The 17,120-nt window shown below is 45.3% G+C and carries 18 protein-coding genes; 9 read left to right on the top strand and 9 right to left on the bottom strand.

The window, feature by feature from the left end; translation table 11 throughout:
* Positions 1–21: 21 nt before the first annotated feature.
* The 6 genes from deoC to HMPREF9065_RS05630 form a co-directional block, all read right to left on the bottom strand.
* Complete coding sequence (gene deoC, locus HMPREF9065_RS05655; RefSeq protein ID WP_021615903.1) at positions 22–693, bottom strand: deoxyribose-phosphate aldolase; 672 nt, start codon at positions 691–693, stop codon at positions 22–24.
* A gap of 89 nt (positions 694–782) precedes the next feature.
* On the bottom strand, positions 783–1,553 hold the full coding sequence (locus tag HMPREF9065_RS05650; protein ID WP_033002487.1) for a class I SAM-dependent methyltransferase: 771 nt from the start codon (positions 1,551–1,553) through the stop codon (positions 783–785).
* 2 nt (positions 1,554–1,555) lie between these two features.
* Positions 1,556–2,653 carry a tRNA (uridine(54)-C5)-methyltransferase TrmA gene (gene trmA, locus HMPREF9065_RS05645; RefSeq protein WP_033002512.1) on the bottom strand — a complete coding sequence of 366 codons (1,098 nt, stop codon included), beginning with the start codon at positions 2,651–2,653 and terminating at the stop codon, positions 1,556–1,558.
* Between the two features lie 73 nt (positions 2,654–2,726).
* Complete coding sequence (locus tag HMPREF9065_RS05640) at positions 2,727–3,056, bottom strand: DUF413 domain-containing protein (RefSeq protein ID WP_021615906.1); 330 nt, start codon at positions 3,054–3,056, stop codon at positions 2,727–2,729.
* 58 nt (positions 3,057–3,114) lie between these two features.
* Positions 3,115–3,732: a thiol:disulfide interchange protein DsbA gene (locus tag HMPREF9065_RS05635; protein WP_021615907.1), complete on the bottom strand. Its 618-nt coding sequence runs from the start codon at positions 3,730–3,732 to the stop codon at positions 3,115–3,117.
* 22 nt (positions 3,733–3,754) lie between these two features.
* The gene (locus tag HMPREF9065_RS05630) at positions 3,755–4,021 is read right to left on the bottom strand and encodes a YihD family protein (protein ID WP_033002488.1); all 267 of its coding nucleotides are present in this window, start codon (positions 4,019–4,021) and stop codon (positions 3,755–3,757) included.
* Positions 4,022–4,087: 66 nt separating this feature from the next.
* On the opposite strand from HMPREF9065_RS05630, the gene mobA reads away from it, so the two are divergent.
* The 6 genes from mobA to HMPREF9065_RS05600 all read left to right on the top strand — a co-directional run bounded on the left by mobA (position 4,088) and on the right by HMPREF9065_RS05600 (position 9,860).
* Positions 4,088–4,696 (top strand): molybdenum cofactor guanylyltransferase MobA, encoded by a 609-nt coding sequence (gene mobA, locus HMPREF9065_RS05625; protein WP_021615909.1) that lies wholly within the window; start codon positions 4,088–4,090, stop codon positions 4,694–4,696.
* A 65-nt stretch (positions 4,697–4,761) separates the two neighbouring features.
* A complete protein-coding gene (locus HMPREF9065_RS05620; protein ID WP_033002489.1) occupies positions 4,762–5,283 on the top strand; it encodes a hypothetical protein in 522 nt (173 codons plus the stop codon).
* 111 nt (positions 5,284–5,394) lie between these two features.
* Positions 5,395–6,948 carry a fused PTS fructose transporter subunit IIA/HPr protein gene (gene fruB, locus HMPREF9065_RS05615; protein WP_021615911.1) on the top strand — a complete coding sequence of 518 codons (1,554 nt, stop codon included), beginning with the start codon at positions 5,395–5,397 and terminating at the stop codon, positions 6,946–6,948.
* A gap of 2 nt (positions 6,949–6,950) precedes the next feature.
* Positions 6,951–7,892: a 1-phosphofructokinase gene (gene fruK / locus HMPREF9065_RS05610; protein ID WP_033002490.1), complete on the top strand. Its 942-nt coding sequence runs from the start codon at positions 6,951–6,953 to the stop codon at positions 7,890–7,892.
* Between the two features lie 4 nt (positions 7,893–7,896).
* Positions 7,897–9,561, top strand: coding sequence for a fructose-specific PTS transporter subunit EIIC (locus HMPREF9065_RS05605; RefSeq protein WP_021615913.1), 1,665 nt, complete (start codon positions 7,897–7,899; stop codon positions 9,559–9,561).
* A 56-nt stretch (positions 9,562–9,617) separates the two neighbouring features.
* Positions 9,618–9,860, top strand: a complete 243-nt coding sequence (locus tag HMPREF9065_RS05600) for a hypothetical protein (protein WP_021615914.1) — start codon at positions 9,618–9,620, stop codon at positions 9,858–9,860.
* A gap of 7 nt (positions 9,861–9,867) precedes the next feature.
* On the opposite strand, the gene HMPREF9065_RS05595 is transcribed toward HMPREF9065_RS05600, so the two are convergent.
* Both HMPREF9065_RS05595 and HMPREF9065_RS05590 read right to left on the bottom strand, forming a co-directional pair.
* Positions 9,868–11,385, bottom strand: coding sequence for a DHA2 family efflux MFS transporter permease subunit (locus HMPREF9065_RS05595; protein ID WP_033002513.1), 1,518 nt, complete (start codon positions 11,383–11,385; stop codon positions 9,868–9,870).
* Between the two features lie 9 nt (positions 11,386–11,394).
* Positions 11,395–12,555: an EmrA/EmrK family multidrug efflux transporter periplasmic adaptor subunit gene (locus tag HMPREF9065_RS05590; protein WP_021615916.1), complete on the bottom strand. Its 1,161-nt coding sequence runs from the start codon at positions 12,553–12,555 to the stop codon at positions 11,395–11,397.
* A gap of 190 nt (positions 12,556–12,745) precedes the next feature.
* Between HMPREF9065_RS05590 and HMPREF9065_RS05585 the strand changes: the two genes are divergently transcribed.
* The 3 genes from HMPREF9065_RS05585 (at position 12,746) to HMPREF9065_RS05575 (ending at position 15,030) form a co-directional block, all read left to right on the top strand.
* A complete protein-coding gene (locus HMPREF9065_RS05585; protein WP_021615917.1) occupies positions 12,746–13,228 on the top strand; it encodes a Dps family protein in 483 nt (160 codons plus the stop codon).
* Between the two features lie 274 nt (positions 13,229–13,502).
* Positions 13,503–14,372 (top strand): archaetidylserine decarboxylase, encoded by an 870-nt coding sequence (gene asd / locus HMPREF9065_RS05580; protein ID WP_021615919.1) that lies wholly within the window; start codon positions 13,503–13,505, stop codon positions 14,370–14,372.
* 25 nt (positions 14,373–14,397) lie between these two features.
* Positions 14,398–15,030, top strand: coding sequence for an FKBP-type peptidyl-prolyl cis-trans isomerase (locus HMPREF9065_RS05575; RefSeq protein WP_021615920.1), 633 nt, complete (start codon positions 14,398–14,400; stop codon positions 15,028–15,030).
* 55 nt (positions 15,031–15,085) lie between these two features.
* Here HMPREF9065_RS05575 and rnb read toward each other — a convergent pair whose 3' ends face one another.
* Positions 15,086–17,065, bottom strand: a complete 1,980-nt coding sequence (gene rnb / locus HMPREF9065_RS05570) for an exoribonuclease II (protein ID WP_021615921.1) — start codon at positions 17,063–17,065, stop codon at positions 15,086–15,088.
* Positions 17,066–17,120: the final 55 nt, after the last annotated feature.

Genomic DNA, 17,120 nt, shown 5'->3' on the forward strand with positions numbered 1-17,120 from the left:
TCCCATCTTAAATGAGGCGGATTAATAATCGCTATTATTGTCTTTAATCCCTTTCACAATAGCAATACCGGCACTGGCACCAATGCGTGTTGCGCCGGCTTCAATCATCGCAAGCGCTGTTTGCGTATCTCGAATCCCTCCGGAGGCTTTTACACCCATGTCTCCAACTACCTGTTTCATTAGTGCCACATCTTCGACGGTCGCACCGCCCCGATTAAAGCCGGTTGATGTTTTAACAAAGGCGACCCCTAAGGCTTTACTGATTTCACAGGCTTTTACAATCTCCTCTTTTGTGAGCAAGCAGGTTTCTAAAATGACTTTTAACGGTTTGCCCTGACAGGCGGCTAAGACGGCTTGAATATCTTCTTTTACAGCGGCCCATTGATTTGATTTAATCCAGCCCACATTGATGACCATATCAATTTCATCTGCACCGGCAGCAATGGCGGCTTGTGTTTCAAATACTTTGACTGAGGTTAAATTCGCGCCTAATGGAAAGCCGACAACAGTACAAATTTTTACCGGTGTACCGGCCAATTTTTGTTTGGCCAAAGGAATATGACAAGTGTTAATGCAAACTGAAAAAAACTGATATTCAATGGCCTCATCGCATAATGTTAAGATATCCGCTTCTGTTTTTTCTGCAGTTAGCGCGGTGTGATCAATGTAGTGAGCGAGGTGCTTTGCGTTCATTATGAAGACTCCTGTTATTGCAAATAAATAGAAGTAAATTATAACGCAAAGACCTATCGGGGTTATGATCTGGATGCTATTTTGTGTATTTAGCGATCATGAATGTGATGGTTCACATACACGTCAAAGCGATGATTCTTCGTTTCGCGCGAAAAGTGCGGTGCTTTTTGCGCGAGAAAATCCGCGTAGTCGGGGCGTTTCACTACGACGCGTTGACGGGCGAGTTGAAGCGCAGGCGCAAGCAGTTCGTCCGCATCTAAATCGGCACCGACCAAATGTTGAAACACGCGCATTTCTTTTTTCACCAAGGCACTTTTGGCTTTGTGCGGGTACATGGGGTCGAGATACACCACGTCAGCGAAATCCGTATCAGGATTCAGTTGATTGATGTGTTGATAAGGCAACAGTTGCATATTTTGTTGCATCCATGGACCGATTTCTTCGTCGGCATAAGCACGTTGTAAGCCATCTTGTAACAACAAACGTACGACCGGATGGCGTTCAACCAGTTTCACTTGGCAACCGAGTGCCGCCAATACAAAGGCATCACGCCCTAAGCCTGCCGTCGCATCAATGACTGTCGGCAGCTTATCTTGTTTAATACCTACCGCTTTTGCCACCGCTTCACCGCGACCGCCACCAAATTTGCGGCGATGTGCCATGGTACCGCCGACAAAATCCACAAATACTGCGCCTAATTTAGGCTCGTCTAATTTGCGTAATTCTAAGCGCGTCACGCCTTCCGCTTCCGTCCACACCAATGCCAACGGGCTGTTGGGATCGTGCGTTAAGCCGGCTTCGGCAAAAAGTGCGGTAGAATTTTGCAGCGTTTGGGTTTCGCAGAGAAGTTGGATGTTCATGTTTATCCCTTTCTCACCAACCACACGCCCGATTCCATATGTTCCGTGTAAGGAAACTGATCGAACAAGGCGGCTTTTTCAATGTGATGGGTTTGGCTGAGGGCTTTCAGGTTGTCGCACAACGTATGCGGGTTGCAGGAAATATACAAAATGCGCTCATATTGTTGCACCAGTTTAACGGTCTCCGCATCTAAGCCGGCACGTGGCGGATCAACGAAAATAGTGTTGCATTCATAGGCTTTCAAATCAATGCCTTTTAAGCGATTAAATTCGCGCACGCCTTGCATGGCTTGCGTGAATTCTTCCGCTGACATTCGGATGATTTGTAAATTGTTTATCTGATTCGCTGCGATGTTAAATTGCGCGGCGGCTACCGAAGGCTTGGCAATTTCTGTCGCCAAGACTTTGCGGAAGTTTTGCGCTAGTGCGATAGAAAAATTGCCGTTGCCGCAATAAAGCTCCAATAAGTCCCCGTGGCTATTACGCGTGCAATCCACCGCCCATTCCAACATTTTGCTGTTTACTGCCGCGTTTGGTTGCGTGAAGCTGTTTTCCACTTGGCGATAAATGTAGCCTTTGCCGTGAACGTTTAGGATTTCATCTACATAATCCTGTTCCAGACAAATTTTCTGCTTACTGGCACGTCCGACAATTTGCACGTTAAAACCTTGCTGTTGGAGTTGTGAACGCAAGGTTTGCGCCGCGGTTTGCCACTCGTCATCCAAAGTTTTGTGATACAACAAACTGACGATAATCTGTTGACTTTGCGTGCTTAAATAATCGATTTGGAACAATCTGTGGTGTAAGACTTTTTGCTGTTTTAACAACGGTAACAATGCCGTCATCATGCGATTAATCAGTTCGCTGGCGATAGGGAAATTATCTACCCGATAACGTTGTTTGCTCTGTTGGTCGAACATGATGTGATAGAAATCATCGCCGTCGTGCCAAATGCGAAATTCCGCACGCATACGGAAATGCTGCGTTGGCGAGGCGAACACCTGCAAATCAGGTGCATTAAATGGCGATAAAAGTGCGGTCAGTTTTTGTTGCTTTTCTGCGAGCAATTCGGCGTAACGATCAACGGGTAAATTAAGCATAGCATTCATGGGATTGGCGGTCGTAAAAACAAAAGGCTCGGAATCCCAAGCCTTCTGATTGTTGTTTAAGTGATTAGTCTGCCGAGTAGTCGTCCAGATTGTCCACGCCAACCACACCGGATAAGGTATAAAGGCGTTTGTTGGTAGAGATACGGCTGCGATATTTCTGCCAAGTTTTTTCAAAGAAGGTTTCTGCGGCACGTTCACCACGACAGAACGCCACGAAGTCTTTTTCTTCTTGCGTTTCCGGTTTGCGTTCGCCGGCATCTAATGCACGGAAAGCCTGACCGTGTTGCTCTAAGGCTTGTGCTTCTTTGATGGTGTAATCACCGTGGCGGGCAAAACCGCGCGGATAATTTTTGTCGTCAAAAAAACGACGGGTTACGCTAAAACTCTCAGCCATATAATCCTCTAAAATACGTATCAAAAATAAAATCGGCAGGCATTAAACCAATTTTTCGTTATTTTTGCAATAAACCTTTTACGGTTTGCACATATTCATCCACAAAACTGTTTTCATTATGGGCTAAGCCTTCCATATTCACGCGATATTTGCCGTTAACATAAAAATCCGGTACGCCGCGCACTTGGTATTTTGCCACTAAGTTTTGCTGTTTGCTGACTAAACCATTGACGGCAAAGCTATTAATGCCACCATCGAATTGTTCAGCAGAAATGCTGTTATCAATGAAGATTTGACGAATGTCATCCATGGATTTTAATGCGTTAGCCTGTGCTGCTTTAAATAATGGCATTCTGACTTTTTCTTCAGCATTAATGGCTAAGGCTAATGCCCATGCGCGAGTGAGGTTTTCTGATTGACGACCTAAGAAGTCCACGTGGTATTGTTTGAATGATGTGCCTTCAGGTAATGCCTCGGCAATTTTTTGCGGAATATGATATTGAGTTTCAAAAGCATAGCAATGTGGGCAATAGAAAGAGAAAAATTCGATCACTTCAGGTTGTGCGGTGCGCTGTTGTCCTTCAATGACAAGATATTGTTTACCTTCCGTTAAATCCAACGCGTGTGTAGAAAGTGAAAAGGCAGCGGCCATTGCTAAAAAGAACCATTTTTTCATGTGTCATCCTCAACTAATTGATTTATTTAATAATACCGCGTGCTTTTAATAACGCAGTTTTAAAGTCTTCTTCATAATCTTTTTTAATGCCGGGAATCGGCTCGAATTTGTCTTTGCCGGCCATTTTTAAGTGATAAATAACGACTTCGTCAGGCAGTTCCGCAAGCGGTTTGTCAAACCCGGCTTCATCAGCGATTTTTTGTAAAATCTGCATTAATGAGAGATCGGCGTCTTTAGACCAATAAGGTTGTAAAAGTTCCAACACTTCATTCAGGCGATGACATTTCATACGCATTTCCTTATTATTGAAAAAAAATTAAGCAAGATCATACTGTAATTAACCTCGGAAGAAAATATGACAATGTCAATTAGTGCCGTCATTTTAGCCGGCGGACAAGCTAAGCGAATGGGCGGCGCGGATAAGGGATTGCAATTATTGCACGGTAAGCCGCTGTTTCAATTTATTTACGACCGCCTACGTTTGCAAGTGGAACAGATTTCTGTTAACGCCAATCGCAATCAGGCGATTTATGCGACGGCCGGGTTGCCGGTGTTTGGCGATAATCTCGAAGGCTTTCACGGGCCGTTAAGTGGGATTTTGACCGCGTTGGAACGTGCTGACACGGATTTTGTGTTATTTGTTCCTTGTGATAGCCCATTCTTCCCGGACAATTTACTGGAAAAATTGAAAAGTGCGGTGGATTTTCACGGCGTTTCTATTGCTTATGTGCATGATGGCGAACGTGAGCATCCTACGTTTTGTTTAATGGCGCGCAGCCTAAAAGACAAGTTGGCGGCTTATTTAGCTTCCGGCGAGCGCAGAATGTTGCAGTTTATGCGTCAAAACGAGGCGGTGAGTGTGGACTTTTCCGAAAATAAACAGGCATTCACCAACATCAATACATTAGCGGATTTAACGTATTTTAATCAGCAGAAGGATTTTTCGGGGTTTATTGCTAAATAGGGGAGCTGCGTTATAGAATAACAGCTTATTTTTATTTATGGTTAAGTGAAATTTAAAGGTTTCTCATGTTAAAAAAACTTTCTGTTTGTTTTTTAATTGGTACGCTCAGTGCGTGTTCGTTTTCCTCTTATTTGCCTTTTTCTTCCGCGCATAAAAAAACGGTGATTAATTTAGAACAATCAAAAATCGATAAAAAATCTTATGCGACTGCCTATGCGGCAACGGTTGAAACATATGAAGGTCGTGTTGATCGTGATTATTATGTGAATTCTTTTGCCAGCGGTGCGAACGATTGGTATTTAGGTCGAATTCTTGTGCCGGTGGAACAAATCAAAGAAAAATTACATAAAGGCGGACATGACTCGAATATCTATGCGTATTACAGTGGCGTGATCCATGCGGCGGCGTTACAAACCAATTTTGGTAAGCTGAATGCAACATGTTGGAGCCATATTGATACACCAAGCGTGACCCAAGGTATTTATGATGCCATGTTAGATTTACAGCGTGGCAAAGTACGGTCTGAAAATGACGAATATATCGTGCAAGGTTCAGAAGAATTGCTCAAACTTTGCGGTGGCAAATAATCAAAAAACTGTCGGTTTTTACCGGCAGTTTTTTGTATTTTAAAACCCAGCTGAAAGGTTTTTGCAGGATTCAGCACCCCATTGATACCCTCGTAGAAACAAGGAGACAGAATGTTTAATTTACCCGAAAGCAACATTCATTTAGCGGCTCAAGCTGACAATAAGCAACAAGCCATTACGCTGGCAGCCAATGCCCTTGAACAGGCTGGTTATGTAGAAAGCGGTTATTTACAAGGCATGTTAGGGCGCGAACAACAAACATCGACCTTTTTAGGCAATGGCATCGCCATTCCGCACGGCACGTTAGACACCCGTGGTATGGTAAAAAACACCGGCGTACAGATTTTCCAATTTCCACAAGGGATTGAATGGGGCGAAGGTAATATCGCCTATGTGGTGATCGGCATTGCGGCACGTTCTGACGAGCATTTGGCATTATTGCGTCAACTGACTCACGTTCTCGGCGATGAAGACACGGCTACAAGATTAGCCACGCTCACCGATGTGAAAAAATTCCGCGCCATTTTAATGGGCGAAGCAGACGAATTGAATGTGGCTGCCGAAAACATCAGCTTGGATGTGGACACCAGCAGTTTGCTCACTCTAATTGCCATTAATGCCGGCAAATTAGAACAACAAAGTGCGGTCAATCATCAGTACGTTTCGGAAGTCATTGCCAATCCGGCATTGCCGTTGGCGCAGGGTTTATGGGTGACCGATGCCGCAGTCGGCAATCAAAAAAATGGGCTGGCGTTCAGTCGCGCAAAACAGGCGTTTAATGTGAATAATAAAATGGTGCATGGCGTGGTAACTGTGGCTTATGTCAACGAGCAAATTGACGACACGTTAGCTCGTCTGTTAGATGCCAAGGTACAGCAAATCTTGTTAAACGGCGACAGCACACAGATTGCTGTAGCATTAAACGGCAAGGCGATTCCGCAAGTCGCGACACAGACAACATCAACCATTTCTGTTACGCCATCTGTCACGGGAAATCGTGTTGTCGGCACCTTTACCATTCGTAACGAACACGGCTTACACGCCCGTCCTAGTGCCATTTTAGTGAACGAAGTGAAAAAATTTACTTCTCAAATAACCGTAGAAAACCTCACGCGCGGCAGTGCGCCGGTGAGTGCTAAGAGCTTGATGAAAATTGTCGCTTTGGGCGTGACGCAAGGTCATCGTTTACGTTTTGTAGCAGAGGGCGAGGATGCACAAGCTGCAGTGGAAGCTATTGGTAAAGTGATTGCGTCAGGACTTGGCGAAGCGATTTCTTCCGTGCCACCAAGTGAACCGGACACCATCGAAGTGATGGACCAAGTTGCACTAACCACTTCTGAGCCAACAACTTCTGCGCCAAGTGGTGAAAGTGCGGTGGAAAATCTGAGTGAATCTGTAGAAGGGGTTTTTGAAGTCAAAAATGAACATGGATTGCATGCGCGCCCAGCAGCGATTCTCGTCAGTGAAGTGAAAAAATATAACGCCAATGTTGCCGTACAAAATCTCGATCGCAATACGCCATTTGTTAGCGCAAAAAGCTTAATGAAAGTGGTGGCGTTAGGTGTAGTGAAAGGCCATCGTTTACGTTTTGTGGCCACCGGAGAGCAAGCACAACAAGCTATTGAGGGTATCGGGGCTGCAATTAACGCAGGATTAGGGGAATAATGATGGCAAATGTTGCAACTATCACCTTAAACGCCGCTTATGACTTGGTCGGGCGTTTAAAACGTATCGAATTGGGCGAAGTCAACACCGTGGAAACCCTCGGGCTTTTTCCTGCAGGCAAAGGCATTAACGTGGCGAAAGTATTAAAAGATTTAGGCGTTGATGTCACGGTGGGCGGTTTTCTTGGCGAAGATAACCAAGGGGACTTTGTTACGCTTTTCGACAAACTGGGATTACAAGACAAATTCCAGCGCGTGCCAGGCAGAACCCGAATCAACGTGAAAATTACCGAAACCGACGCGGATGTTACCGATTTAAACTTTTTAGGCTATGAAATCAGTGACAGCGCATGGCAACAATTTGTGGCGGATTCTCTCGCCTATTGTCAATCTTTTGACATCGTCGCTGTGTGCGGCAGTTTACCGCGTGGCGTGACGCCGGACTTGTTCGCCGATTGGCTAAAACAACTCCATCAGGCGGGAATAAAAGTCGTTTTAGACAGCAGCAATGCAGCGCTAACTGCGGGGTTGAACGCAAAACCTTGGCTGGTGAAACCGAATCATCGCGAATTAGAGGCCTGGGTGGGTTATACCTTAAATTCACTGGAAGAAATTGTGTCTGCCACCAAGAAATTAAAAGCACAGGGCATTGCTCATGTGATTATTTCCATGGGTGCGAATGGTTCTTTATGGTTGAGTGATGAGGCAATTATGCAGGCACAACCACCGAGATGTGAACATGTGGTGAGTACCGTGGGCGCAGGCGATTCTATGGTGGCGGGTTTGATTTATGGCTTAATTAACGGTCTTCCACAAAAAGACACTCTTGCTTTTGCCAGTGCGGTGTCCGCTTTTGCCGTGTCGCAAAGTAATGTTGGCATTTCTGACCGCACTTTGCTTGAACCAATTTTAAACAATGTCAACATTACTGTCATTGAGGGATAATCTTATGCATATTTATTTCACCCCATCTGCGAATTTGGGTAACGCCAAAGCCTTTCTATTGCGTGAAATGCTAAGCAAAGCCGCGCAAGCACAACATCAAATCGTGGACAGTGCCGAGGCGGCGGATTTGATCATCGTTTTGGGGAATGTGTTACCCAATAATGCTCAATTCAATGGCAAAAAAGTGTTTTTGGCAAAAATTGACGAGCATTTCAATGCACCCGAAAACCTGTTAGACCAGGCCATTCAACAGGCGCAGGATTATGCTCCGCCTGCTGAAAGTGCGGTCGTTTCTAACAGTAAAATGAAAAATATTGTGGCGGTGACCGCTTGCCCGACAGGCGTAGCGCATACGTTCATGTCTGCCGAAGCCATCGAAACCTACGCCAAACAACAAGGCTGGCAAGTGAAAGTGGAAACCCGCGGACAAGTGGGTGCGGGTAATGAAATCACGGCGGAAGAAGTGGCGGCAGCGGATTTGGTGTTTGTGGCAGCGGATATTGACGTGCCGTTGGACAAATTCAAAGGTAAATTAATGTATCGCACCTCCACCGGACTTGCGTTGAAGAAAACCGCGCAAGAATTCGATAAAGCCTTTAAAGAAGCCAAAATTTACGAAGGCGGCGCAACGTCCGCGGCGAAAGCCGAAGAGCGCGGCGAGAAGAAAGGCGTCTATAAGCACTTGATGACTGGCGTATCACATATGTTGCCGTTGGTAGTGGCGGGCGGTTTGCTTATCGCCATTTCCTTCATGTTCGGTATTGAAGCGTTCAAAGACGAAAACATCGCAGGTGGCTTGCCGAAAGCCTTAATGGATATTGGGGGCGGCGCGGCATTCCACTTAATGATCGCGGTGTTCGCCGGTTATGTGGCGTTCTCTATCGCCGACCGTCCGGGGCTTGCCGTGGGGTTAATCGGCGGGATGTTGGCGACGACCGCAGGCGCGGGGATTTTAGGCGGAATTATCGCCGGCTTCCTTGCAGGTTATGTGGTGAAAGGGCTTAATGATGTGATTAAATTACCACCAAGCCTAATGTCCCTTAAACCGATCTTAATTTTGCCGTTATTGGGGTCTTTCATTGTCGGCTTAGCCATGATTTATCTCATTAACCCGCCTGTCGCAAAAATCATGACGGCGTTGAGTGAGTGGCTAAAATCCATGGGCGATGTGAATGCCATGGTGCTTGGCGTGATTATCGGCACCATGATGTGTATCGACATGGGGGGGCCGGTAAACAAAGCGGCTTATACCTTCTCTGTGGGCATGATCGCCTCTCAGGTTTACACCCCAATGGCAGCGGCAATGGCAGCAGGCATGGTGCCACCAATCGGCATGGCTATCGCCACTTGGTTAGCGCGCAGTAAATTCACCTCCAATCAACGTGATGCGGGTAAAGCCTCTTTCGTACTTGGCTTCTGTTTTATCTCCGAAGGGGCATTGCCATTTGTGGCGGCAGATCCGCTGCGCGTGATTATCAGTAGCATCCTTGGTGGTGCCACTGCGGGGGCGATTTCCATGAGTTTAGGCATTACCTTGCAAGCGCCACACGGTGGTTTATTTGTGGTACCGTTTGTTTCTGAGCCGTTGATGTATCTTGCGGCTATCGCCATAGGTTCTGTCGTCACCGGTGTAATTTATGCGGTGATTAAACCGAAGGCGGAAGCATAAAGTTGAACAAAGTGCGGTAGATTTTTACCGCATTTTTTATCTTATGAGGAAATCGTATGCCATTGAGTGAATCAGAAAAGCGCAGCCTTTTAGCTGAAAAAGGTATCGGCGCAACGATCTTAAAGCGTTTAGAAGAAATGGGATTAGATGATGTCAAAATACTGGCGGTGACGAGCCCTGATTTTATTCTTCAAAGAGGTGCCGAAATCACGGGGTCAACCTGTTGGCGAAATAGCCCACAAGCTCGAAAAGCCATTGAAACAGCGGTGAATTGGGCAAAAGACTGGTCTCAAAAATAACCGCACTTTAGTGTCGGCTTCCAAAAGGCGGTTTGGCAAACCAGACCAAAATAAATAATGCCAAAAATAGTATGGCGGATAACCAGAAAATCTCGTTGGCACCGAGGATAAAACCTTGCGATGTGATGTTGCGGGCAAGCAGGGAAGAAGTTTGTTCTTCGCCCATGCCGAAACGCTCCATCATCTGGTAATACTGTTGTGCAGCAGGGTTATACGGCGTAATGGCTTCGGTCAGCTGTGAGTGGTGAACGGCTTCACGGTTATACCACAAGAATGTCGTAAGGGAAGTACCGATGGAGCCGGCAAGGGTACGTAAAAAGTTAAACAAGCTTGAGGCAGATGCCATTTTGTGCGCCGGTAAATCAGACAGCGTAATGGTGGTGAGCGGCATGAAGAAACAGGCGACGGCTAAGCCTTGTACCATTTGCGGCAGTGCTACATCGGCAAAACTCATACCCGGTTCAAAGGTAACGGCACGCCAATAAAAGGTAATGGCATAGACCACAAAGCTGACGGTGACCAAAATACGCATATCGATTTTATGTCCAAACTTACCGATAAGAGGGGATAACAAAATCGGGAACAGTCCTACGGGGGCGGATGCTAAACCAGCCCAAGTGGCGGTGTAGCCAAAAACCTGTTGCAACAACAAGGGAATTAATACGACGGAGCCGAGGTAAATTAAAAATGCCAAGCTGGTGGATAAACAGCCCACAGTGAAATTGCGTTGCTTGAATAGGGAAATATCTACTACCGGGTTGTCGTCCGTCAGTTCCCAAATGACAAGTGCGGTTAAGGTTACGGCGGAAATGACGGCAAGGATAATGATTTCAGTGGAGTTGAACCAATCTTGCTCACGCCCTTGATCCAGCATTAATTGCAAGCAGCCTACGCCTAACACCAATAAGACTAGTCCCACCGTATCAATAGGTTGGTGCTGAATTTTACTTTCTCGTGGCATTAATATTTTCCAACTGGTACTGATAATAAACAGTCCAACCGGCACATTAATAAAGAAGATCCACCCCCAATGTAAATTATCACTGATCCAACCGCCGAGAATGGGACCGAAAATCGGTGCAACTACTATGGTCATTGCCCAAAATGCCAATGCCATGCCCCGTTTTTCCGGAGGATAGTTATTGAGTAGCAAACTCTGAGACAGCGGAATAATCGGGCCTGCCGCTAATCCTTGGAAAATACGGCACAGAATCAACATTTCCAAGCTATGGGAAATGCCGCATAACCAAGAGGCTAAAACAAAAAGTGCGGTGGAAATGAGGAATAATTTTACTTCCCCAAAACGTTTGGCAAGCCAGCCGGTAATCGGAATAGAAATCGCATTGGCGACGCCGAAAGAGGTAATCACCCAAGTGCCTTGGCTGAACGATGCGCCGAGATCGCCCGAAATCGTGGGGATCGCCACGTTTGCAATGGTGGAATCCAATACTTGCATGAACGTGGCAAGAGACAGCGCTAACGTAATGATGCCAAGGGCAGCACCTTCAATAGGTTTTTGCATGATGGGCAAGCCTTAGTTTGTGTTATCGCGAATAATTTTTTCGATGAGATTTTCCACCGCACTTTGATCATAATTCAACGTATTGGTGGAATAGAGCGGCTCAGTACGTTTTTGTTGCGATAACATTTCACCACGGGTATCTGAAATATTCACTTCAACCAAGGTAGATAAGCCCATACGCAACGGGTAGTTAGCGATTTGTTGTGCATCTAGGCTAATACGAACCGGCACGCGTTGCACCACTTTGATCCAGTTACCGGTGGCATTTTGAGCGGGGAGCAAAGAAAATGCGCTGCCGGTTCCCATTTCGATGCCTTCTACTTTGCCATCAAATTTCACATCATGACCGTATAAATCAAAGGATAATTTCACCGGCTGTCCGATTCGCATATCTTTTAATTGTGTTTCTTTGAAATTGGCATCAACCCACATTTGTTCGTTGGAAATAATTGCCATCAGCGCGCTACCCACGGCAACTTTTTGTCCCACTTGTATGCTTCGGCGTGCTACATAGCCATCGACCGGGCTGGTGATTTTGGTACGTTGCAAATTGAGCCACGCCTGTTTGACCGAACTGATGGCTTTTTGAATTTCCGGCTGCTCTTTTAGCGGCACATTCATTAATAAGGATTTATTGGCAGCAAGCTGGTTTTTAACCGCTTTTAAATTGGCCTCCGCTGTCATTACCGCTTCTCTGGCGTGTTGTAGCGATTCTTTATCAATCGCTCCGCTTTTCCCTAACTGTTCACGGCGCGCTAAATCACCTTGTGCTTTGGTCAACGCCGTTTGGTTGGCTTGAACAGTTGCTTCCAGTTGTTTCACGGTGTAGCCGAGTTGCGAAATTTGGCGTACTGCACTTGCCAAGGTATTTTGTGCTTGGCTGAAACTCAGTTGGTAATCCGTGTCATCCAATTCAAGTAACACATCTCCCGCATGCACAAAATCCATGTTTTCTGCATTAATTTGTCGTACGTTTCCGGCAATTTGCGAGGAAATCATTACTTGGTTGCCGCTCACATAAGCGTCTTCAGTGGTTTGATAATTCTTAATAAAATAGAACCAATATAATCCGGCGAGGATCGTCATGAGAATAAGAAGAAAAAAGAAAATGCCTACGGCTTTTTTGCGGGTCTTTTTAGACGTGGGTGCGGTTGGCTTGCTTGCGTCTGTCATTTATGTTCCTTTTTGATAGTTTTTAGAAATGATTATTAATAATTCCATCTTTATTATCTATCAATTCTATTCGATGTAACAATTAGCGCCATTATGTGCTTTTTTCTATACTTACGCCAACAAAAACGAACGAGGTTAAGCATTGCATCGTTCATTTTTTATAAATTAACAAAGTAGAGGAGAACATATTATGTCAAAAACATTTATTGGTTTAGATACCGCAAAATCTGAAGAATTAGCTGCAAAATTAAATGAATTATTAGCCACTTATCAAGTTTTCTACACCAATGTGCGTGGTTATCACTGGAACATTAAAGATGTGAATTTCTTTGAATTACACGCAAAATTTGAAGAAATTTACACCGATTTAGTGGAAAAAGTGGACGAAGTGGCAGAACGTATTTTAACCTTGGGCTACACCCCAAACAATGCGTTTAGCCAATATTTAAGCCATTCTCGTATTAAGGAAGATATTGCTGTGAGCTCTGCAGTTGCTTGCTTAAGAGGCACACTAGAAGGCTTTAAAGTGTTACTGGCTCAACAACGTGAAATTCTTGCTTTGGCGGCAGATGCCGGCGATGAAGGCACCGTTTCACAAATGAGTGATTACATTAAAGCACAAGAAAAATTAGTTTGGATGTTCCAAGCCGCTTGCCAAACTTGTGCAAACTAATTTGCGCGATTAATTAAAGAAAAACCTGCTTGATTGAAATTAAGCAGGTTTTTTTATGGACAAAGTGCGGTGAAATTTTAGGGCGGTTTATCAAACAAAAATCCTCTCATATTTCACCGCACTTTTTTGTTTCAATAAGTAGAATTGCGATTAAACGCATTGGAGAATGGCACTGTCGTTATTTGTGCGTTTGGATAAATTAAAGTTGGAAGGCGAAGAAAAGTTGATATAATCACGCCCTTATTCATTTAACATTGTACAAGAAATAGACATTATGACGAAATTCACTTATTGGCAACGTGCGAAAGTTGCTTTTCAATACATTATGCCGCAACTGTATTTAACTCAATTAGCCGGTTGGTTTGCCCAACAAAAATGGGGTGCGGTAACACATTTCGTGATCAAGGCTTTCGCGAAGAAATACAACGTGGACATGAGCGAAGCAAAAAAAGAGAACTTTAGCGATTATGAGAGTTTCAACCAATTTTTTATTCGTGAGTTAAAAGACGACGCGCGAAAAATCAATGAAAATCCGACCGCACTTTGCTTACCGGCCGACGGTCGTGTGAGCCAAATCGGGCATATTGACGATGAACGTTTATTGCAAGCCAAAGGGCATTTTTTCAGCCTATCTGATTTATTAGCCGGCGATGAAGAATTAGTTAACACCTTTAAAAACGGCGAATTTGCGACGATCTATTTATCTCCGCGTGATTATCACCGCGTCCACATGCCGTGTGATGCGACCTTGCGCAAAATGATTTATGTGCCGGGCGATTTATTCTCGGTCAATCCGTTCTTAGCGGAACACGTGCCAAATTTATTCGCTCGCAATGAACGCGTTATTTGTGTTTTTGATACAGCATTCGGCCCAATGGTACAAATCCTCGTAGGGGCGACCATTACTGCCAGCATGAGCACGGTTTGGGCAGGCGTCATTAATCCGCCACGCACCGGTGAAGTCAAAGTCTGGACATATCAAGGAGACAGCGCCATCAAATTAACCAAAGGCCAAGAGATGGGCGCATTCCAATTGGGCTCAACCGTCATTAACTTATTCCCGGTGAATTCCGTGACCTTAGCAGAACATTTAGAGGTGGACGTTTCGGTAAGAATGGGCGAAATCTTAGCCACGATGAAATAGTTTTATCAACAGAAAGGAAAACAACATGACAGCAGAATTTTTCAATCAAGTGACATTAGACGATACCGAAGCCAAAGGCAGTTACGGTATCGGTTTGCAAATCGGTCAACAATTATTGGATAGCCAATTAGCGGTGAAAGTGGAAGCGGTAGCAAAAGGGATTTACGATGTGTTAAATCAACATGCGCCGGCATTAGATTTCAACGAAATCAGCCAAGCGTTGCAACAATTGCAACAACAAGCTGCAGAAGCCCAACAAGCACAATTCAAAGAAATTGAAGCCGCAGGTAAAGCTTTCTTAGAGGCGAACAAACAAAAAGACGGCGTGAAAGTCACCGATTCCGGCTTGCAATATGAAGTGTTAGTTGAAGGCAACGGCAACGTGCCATCTACAACCGATAAAGTACGCGTTCACTACACCGGCACATTACCGGACGGTACTGTATTCGACAGTTCCGTCGCTCGCGGTCAACCGGCAGAATTCCCGGTTAATGGCGTGATCAAAGGGTGGATCGAAGCGCTTTCCATGATGCCGGTCGGTTCCAAATGGCGTTTGGCAATCCCACACGAATTAGCCTATGGCGAACGTGGCGCAGGCGCAGCCATCCCGCCATTTAGTCCATTAGTCTTTGAAGTGGAATTGTTAGAGATTCTTTAATTTATCCCTTTCATAAAAAAGCCACGCGTAATATTGACGTGTGGCTTTTTTATTCCTATTTGACGACGGTTCCCACAATACTTCGGGTCGTTTCCCGCACTTCAGTGAGTTGTACGCGAATTGGGTCGCCGATTTTGTATAACCGCTGATCTTTCACATAAAAAGCGATTTCATCAGGATTAATCACGATCTCCTCTTTATTGTCGTGTAAGGTTGAGGCTGGAATAAACATGGAAGCACCATTTTCTAACAGCATGACTCGTAAGCCGCCACGGGTGACGTCTTGCACTTCCGCGTCAAATTCCGGTTTTTCAGCGACTTTATCCGCCAAATAGCGACAATATAACCAATCGGCAATATCACGTTCCACCAAGCGATTTTGGCGGCGTGCTTCTTGTAAACGGGCGAGTACGCTTTCTTCCGGTTTCGCAAAATCTCGGCCCGCTAAATGGGCTTTGATTAAACGATGGTTCACCATATCGGAATATTTACGGATTGGCGACGTCCACGTGGCGTAGCCATTTAAGCCTAGGCCAAAGTGCGGTGCCAATTCCGCTTTAAATTCTGCGAAAGTGAGAAAACGGCGCAAACGGAATTCCAAATAATCCCCTTCAATCGGTTCAATATCATGGCGCATTTGGCAATAGCCGTTTAAGGTTGCCAGATTTTCAAGCGCATAACGGCTTTGCAATTCCGCTTTGTTTTCCTCATTGGCTAAATTGGCTAACAAGAAATGGTGGGCATTTTCCAAGAACTTTTTATCGAATCCGCTGTGCGTATTGAAGATGCCGCATTGCAGGTTTTCATGTAAAAATTGGGCAGCGCAGATATTGGCAATAATCATGGCTTCTTCCACAATTTGGTTGGCAATACGACGGTATTCCGCTTTAATTTCTTGCACTTTGCCGTTTTCTGCCAGCACGAAAGAATAATCCGGTTTTTCTTTAAAGAGCAGCGCGTGGGTTTTACGCCATTGCGTTCTGGTTAGGGTAAATTGGTGCAGCCAGTGAATTTGCTGTGCTGTTTCCGGATTTTCCGGCTGCCAAGCATTGTCTTTGCCTTCTAAGTAATCGGAAACGTTGTTATAGGCTAATTTGGCTTTAGATTGCACTTCTGCCAATACAAATCGTGAAGGCGCGGTGATGTTGCCGGCTAAATCTGTTTGAATATAACACACTAATGCCGGGCGGATTTCGTTCGGTTTGAGGGAGCATAGCTCGTCAGACAGTTCCCGTGGCAACATTGGAATATTGAAACCGGGCAAATAATTGGTGAAACAACGTTGTTTAGCGTCTTTTTCGATTTGTGAATGTGGGGCGATATAAGCCGTTGGATCGGCAATAGCCACCACAAGTTGCCAGCCGGTTTGTTCGCCGTTTGAGGCAATAGGCTCAATATACAAGGCGTCATCCATATCTTGCGTGGTTTCAGAGTCGATGGTGACGAAGTGAAGTGCGGTCAGATTTTCGCGCGTTTCTTGATCCTGCATTTCATAGTGATCTTGTCCTTGCACCGGTTCACGCGGTTGTTCGTGACGCGCAAGGGTCACCCACCAAGGTGCCAGTTCATCATTGGCGTGGCAAATAAATTGAGTGATTTGCGCATAGAAAAAACGATCGTCGCGCAACGGGTGGGTTTTTAAGGTTGCCACAACCCAATCGCCTTCCTGTAATTCTTCTTTGACGGCTTTGCTTTGCCCAGCGCCAATGGGCTGATTGATGTTAGGATGATCAACAAGCACCTGCAATTTCTTGTCTTTATTGAACCGCACTTTCGCGATAAAACGGGTAAGCATCGGTTCGATTAAGGCCTCCGGTTCGGCTTGTTCTTTATCGCCTTGTTTTTCGATAGTGGCACTAATTTTGTCGCCGTGCATGACTTTTTTCATGGCAATAGGAGAAATGAAATAGCTTTTCTTGTCGCATTCCAAAAAGCCGTAAGCCTTGTCCGTACCTTTCACCGTGCCTTCCACACGTTCTTTGCTGTCATGAATTTGTTGTTTGAGCTGTGCGAGTAATGGGTTGTCTTGGAACATAATTACGTTGGGCGGATTTTCGTCCGCAGATAAAGTGAAAAACGATAACGGCAGA

Origin of the sequence: Aggregatibacter sp. oral taxon 458 str. W10330 (genome assembly GCF_000466335.1) — a bacterium.
Classification (GTDB): domain Bacteria; phylum Pseudomonadota; class Gammaproteobacteria; order Enterobacterales; family Pasteurellaceae; genus Aggregatibacter.